Raw genomic sequence first — 6152 nt, forward strand, 5'->3', positions numbered from 1 at the left:
GCCATACGCCGTGGCAGTCAGGTGACTTCGCTGGTGACGGGGTCGCGGAGGACGGCTTACACGTCCATGTCGGAAGGAGGTGGCGCCGTTGATACTGGTGGTGCGGCACCACCAGATTTGTCCGTGCCGTTGCCTGCTGACGGGCCAGAATATCGCGCAACACCTCGGCGGTGATGGTGACCTGCTGATCGCCCCCCGTCGCTCGATGCCGTGAGGAACCGCTCGGACGTTAGATAGAGCGAACGTTTCAGTGGCAGTCTACTGAGACCGCACGAACGTCGGGCCGATGAAGGCGCGAACGGCGTCGGCGGCGACTTTGAGAAGAGCAATTACCAGTTCACATGCTTCTCATGAGGATATATATCGCTATTAAAGTCTGGGACGTTACACCTATCCATCATCGCATAATGGTGATCTTTCTCATATTGCAGAGTGATCTTGACAAACGGTAAAGCTTGTTTGCTTTTTTCTTGCCCACGTTAGATTGAGGGTGTTAGTGAACAAGCTAGTCAGCACGCCCAAACGGGGCCGATCTGCCTTAGGGCCGGTCGCGACGGCTTCGGTGCTCGCCGTGACAGCATCGCTGCTGGTCGCAGGCGTTTCCGGCAGCGCACAGGCGGACCCCGAACCGGCCGCCACCCCTACAGGTCCTGTCAGTACCACGTTCCCGCGCCCCGAAGATCCGGACGCGCCGTTACGTGCCGCGATCCAAGAGGCGAAGAAAAGGAACGCGCCGGTCGCGGTTGAGACCGCCTATACGGAGACATCTCGCACCTGGGCATATCCGGACGGGCATCTAACAACGCAGTCATACGCCGGTCCCTCGCAGCTCAAACAGGTGGATGGTTCGTGGGCATGGATCGACACCACGCTGGTGGAGAAGGATGGTGTCCTGAAGCCCAAGCTGGCCAAGGCCGACGTGCGGTTCTCGCAGGGTGGAAATGGGCCGTTCGCTTCTCTGGAGCGTGACAAGGGGCAGCGCTTCGCCCTGTCATGGCTCAAGGACCTGCCACGGCCTCGCATCGAGGGCAATGTCGCTACCTACATCGACGCCGCCGGACCTGGTGCGGATCTCGTCCTCACAGCATTGCCCGATGGCTTCCGGCATGACGTCATCCTGCGGGAACGTCCGTCCGAGCCGATGGAGATTCGCATTCCGGTCGAGACGGACAAGCTGACCTTCAGCAAAGCGAAGGACGGCATGCTGAAGCTAGCCGACAGTTCTGGAGCGACCGTCGCCCAGGCGCCCGCACCGGTCATGACCGAAGCGTCCGCCTCCGCTCCCGAGGTCACCGCGGGAAGTTCGCAGAGGCAGGCACAGCCTGCGGGAAAGATCACCACCCGGGTCGAGAAGGTAGGCAAGGGCAAGAGCACGTTGGTGCTCACTCCCGACCCCGCGTGGCTGGCTGATCCGGCCACGCAGTATCCCGTGGTCGTGGACCCGACCACCACGCTGACACTGCAGTCCGACTTCTACCTCTACTACTACTGCGGCAACAGCTCCATCATGACCGGTGACAAGCTATGGGTCGGCAGCAGCCTATCCAGTTGCGCCCCTACGCAGCCGGTCAGCCACCTGCGCACCTACCTGGATTTCGACACCACGGCGCTTGTCGGGCGCGCTGTCGGGTCGGCGCAGTTGGATTTGTACGCCACCGGCGCATTCAACGGCTGCTCCTACACCGGTGCTCTGAAGGTCTCCCGGCTGACCTCCGACTGGGGCACCGGCAGCGGCACGGTCCCGGTCCGCAACTGGGCCAACAAGCCGAAGGTCGCCGAAGCCGGCTCCCAACTACAGGTGTGTCCCGCCTACAACCAGGTTCCACGCGCAGTGAGCTGGAACATCAAGGACATCGCCAACGCCTGGGCGACTGGGGCCACCGACTATGGCCTCCAGATTCGCGGTGGGAACGAGATCCAGGACGCTTCGGCCGGGACCCCTGGCTGGGTCGAATTCGACTCCTCCTACAAGGTCGGAGGTCGACCGCCTAAACTGACCGTCACCTACATGCTGCCGCCGGAGATTCCCACGGTGACGGCCGAGTCCATCGACTCCCTCGACGGCACTGACGCGGTTGCCCGGGCTCAGAACGTGAAAGTTGGCTTCAAGTCCAGCGTGGCCGAGGCCACCAACCTCGACTACACCGTCACGGTCAACGAATCCACGATGACCCCGCCGCCCACGGCTCCGACGGGTCATATGGCGCACTGGAAGTTCGACGAAGCGAGCGGAGCAGCGACCGCGGCAGATGCCAGCGGCAACGGTTACACCGCCACCTATTCGGGCAGTCGGCGCAAAAGCGTTCCCGGCAAACTCGGCTCGGCCATCGAACTGAACGATATGACCGGCAGCAACGGGTGCTGCGTCCCGGACAGTTACGCCACCACCAGCAGGGCGGTGCTCAGCCAGAACTCTAGCTTCTCCATCAGCGCCTGGGTCAAGCTGAAGAACAGCGACACCATCCAGTACGTCGCCAGTCAGGATGGAGATCCATTCGGTCTGGGCCTGTACTACCTGAGCACCTCACAAAAGTGGCGGCTGCAGGTCAGCGGCACCGGAGGCTCATCCGGGTACGGGGTCTGGGTCGACACCACCCAGCCCGTCAGAACCGACGCCTGGACGCACGTGGTCGCACTGCACGACGCCGCCGCGGGCAAGATCCGGCTTTACGTCGACGGCGCGCTGTCGGCCGAGGCCGACTACCAGCCGTCCAGCACTGTCATCAGCGGCCCCTTCCGGATCGGCAGCAGAAAGGGTGACAGTGGTCTGCAGTACCTGCAGGGCGCGATCGACGACATGCGCCTCTATCAGCGTGCCCTGACCGCCAAGGAGGTCAAGGACCTGTACGGCGAGGTGTCGGCCACCAGCTACAACGCCAAGCCGTCCGGTCAGGTCATCGAGCAGACGTTTGAGCTGCACAACCCGGCCAGCCTCAAGTTCGTGGTGAAGGCCTGCCGCACCGGCGTCACCCCGCCCTCCTGCAGTGAGAGCCCGGCCTACCGGATCACCTCGGACGCGGCCATGTTGCCCACCAACACTGAGACCGACATGACCGATCCTACCCAGCCGATCCTGTCCGGAACGGTCAACCGCCCCTCGGGCAGGCCGGTTTCGGCCAAGTACTATCTGTACGACAGCACTGGAGCCCCCGTCGGCGCGGCCCCGCTCGGCGTTCGCACTGTTCCGGGCGGCGAGCGGGCCTCGTACCAGTTGCCGGCCGGCACCGTCCAACCGGGCACCGCCTACACCTGGCAGATGCGAGCCTGCGTCGGCGACGTCAGCACGGCACCCGATCCGGATCCGACACCCACACCGACACCCACCCCGACCCTCAGTGCCGACCTCAAGGCTCGCTGGGCCTTCGACGAGGGGACCGGCAGCACGGCCGCCGACTCCTCCGGGAACAACCGCCCGGTCACCCTCACAGGCGCGACCTGGGCCACCGGCAAAAGCCAGTCTGGTCTGCAACTCAGCGGTACCTCCGCCAGCTACGGTGTCACTAGCGAACCGGCCATCAACACCGACGCTGGCTACACCGTCTCAGCCTGGGCCAAGATCGACAACACCACCGCCGACCACGCCATCATCAGCCAGGACGGCGCTGTCAACAGCGCCTTCAAGCTCGCCTACTCCCCAGGCGACCAGAAGTGGCGCATGGTCACCTATCAGACCGACACCACCGGCGCCACACCCCTGCGAGCTCTGTCCACCGCGAACGCCGTCGCCAACCAGTGGGCCCACCTGGTTGGCGTCTACGACGCCGCCGCAGGCAAGATACGCCTCTACGTGAACGGCGTCCTTAACGCCGAAACGACCTTCACCAGCACCTGGAACGCCACCAGCAACATCCAGATCGGCCGCACCAAAGCCAACGGTACGCTCACCAACTACCTCAAGGGCACGATCGACGAGGTCCGCCTCTACCAGAAGGCCCTCACGGCCACCGAAATCGCCGCCCTCTACGCCAACCCGGCACAGGCGGTGGCCGTCTCCGCTCAGACACCCTCGGCCACGGGCCCGGCCGGTCCGGCCGCCGAAGCCACCGCGTCCTCGGGCACGGAGGTCTGCACCGCCAAGACCGCCCCGTTGTCCTTCACCACGACTGGCACTCCTCCACCTACACCACCGTCCGGCGCTATCCACGAGATCATGCTGGGCAGCGAGAACATCATCGTGAGAACAGCCCAGACCGGCGTGGATTCATGCGGTGGCCAGCCTTGCCCGTTCACTGACTCGGCTACGGTCCAGTTCGGCGGCCCAGGATCTTCGCACCTGGTATCCGCTTTGAAAGTCAGCCTCGCCGAGTTGCCTGCCGGTTCCGTACCGGTTGACGCGACGCTGTTGTTGAAGGATCCCTCGTGCGAAGGCTCGCCATGTTCCGCTGCGGTCGAGGTAAGGTTGACACCGCTTTCGGGTGAGGTGAGCTCGTCCATCATGGGCTCCGACGTTCAGGGCGCCATCGAGATCGACCCGGCACCTGTGGGGCCGGTTCCCGCCGATGGACTGCAGATCGACGCGACTCCGTTGCTGGGCTGGATCGCGATCTCTTCCGACAGCGAGCAAACCGTGGAATTCGGCGGTTCCACGCCGATGGAAGCGAAGGTGCGTTACCGACTGCCTACTGCGCCCGGGCCTATCAGCGCGTTGCAGGCAGCAGGAGCCAGCAAGGGGGCCGTGTTCTCGTGGCACCCGCCTACCGATCCAGGCTCCCTGGCGATCGTCGATGACTACGATGTTCAGGTCACCGATGCCAACGGGCAGGTCGTCCAGACGCGTTCCGTGCAGGGCACCTATGCCGATGTCACGGACCTGACCGCGGGAGCGAGTTACACCATCGCCGTCCGCGCCAAATCTCCGTACGGTGAAGGGCCTTGGACCTCGGTCGAGGTCGCCGTTCCAGCGCCCCCGGCGAACGCGTGTGATGATCCCGAGACTTTCTCGAGAGCCATCGTGGCATTCGAAGAGTCACGGAACCAGCTCCGTGAGCTGGCTGCTGACTCTGTAGAGGACATCACGACCGGCCGGGACACAGCGGCGTCGAAGGCCATCCTGTTCGCCCAGCAGCCCAACCTGGCCGGTGTGGCGAGGACGCTCGATGAGCGCGGGATCAGGCAGACTGCTTCTTCCACCGGCGTCACGGGAGTGATGCTCTTCCACGACCAGGCAGGGGGATCCACGACTGCCCAGGCACAGGTGAGTCAGACTTTCGAATACCTCGGCGACATCGGTACGGCCAACCCTGAGCCGGAGACCAACCAGACGGAGCATCTCAAGACCTACACCTTCTCGATCGGCGCATGCGACCGAATCCAGGTCAGGGATTCGTCCGACGACGGGCGGCTCGTCAGCGTGACTCCGGACATGAATGAGGTACCCACTGGGCCCGGGTCGATCCCGGCGGACGGCATGGATCTGCCCATCGACTCGGACGGATTTCCCGAGCTACCTATCGACGATGCCTTCGCGGGGCAGCCGAGAGCCGACAGCTCGGCGGCATCCAGTGCCGGGTCAGGGCTCGTGAACAGGGCCGCTGCAGCGCAATGGGCGGTCGGCCATTACCTAGACGAAACCCTTTTCGGGAACGACTGCACGAACTTCGTGTCCAGAGCGCTTCACTACGGTGGTGGAGCGGCGATGGACACGAACGGGAAGCAGCCCACAGACGCAGACCGCCGTGACGCCTCACAGTGGTTCCAGTCGAAGTCGAAAATCACGTGGTACAACTCGTGGGCCGTCAGAGCTGCGACGAGTTGGTCATGGTCCGGAGCCAACTCCTTCTTCCAGCACTTCATGGTCAAGCAGCGCCGTGCCACCTGGGTGACCTCGTGGAAGACCCTTCGAGTCGGCGATGTCCTGCTCTTTGATTACTCTGGCGGAAGTCCCGACTTCGGGCACGTCGCTATAGTTAGCCGAATCAAATCCGGCTCATGGAAGGGCGTGGAGTATGCACAGCACAGCAGTCCATACGACTATAGGCCCCTGGCCATCTCCCTTCCGGCGGTCAAGAAGAATAATCCGAACATCAACCTCGATGACTCACGCCTTGATCGTCCTGAGTAATGGGTTCGGTGTGGCGGAGGTTTCCGCCTGATCATCCTGTTCGTTCGCTCGGTGTGCCGTAGTGTGCCGCCCGAGGCGCTCGGATGGGCGG

1 protein-coding gene is annotated in these 6152 nt (G+C 63.7%); it reads left to right on the forward strand.

The features are described from left to right. Positions 1-571: 571 nt before the first annotated feature. Positions 572-6061, forward strand: coding sequence for a LamG-like jellyroll fold domain-containing protein (locus ACBJ59_RS55750; RefSeq protein WP_375118103.1), 5490 nt, complete (start codon positions 572-574; stop codon positions 6059-6061). Positions 6062-6152: the final 91 nt, after the last annotated feature.

This window comes from Nonomuraea sp. MTCD27, from assembly GCF_041950495.1.
GTDB lineage: Bacteria > Actinomycetota > Actinomycetes > Streptosporangiales > Streptosporangiaceae > Nonomuraea.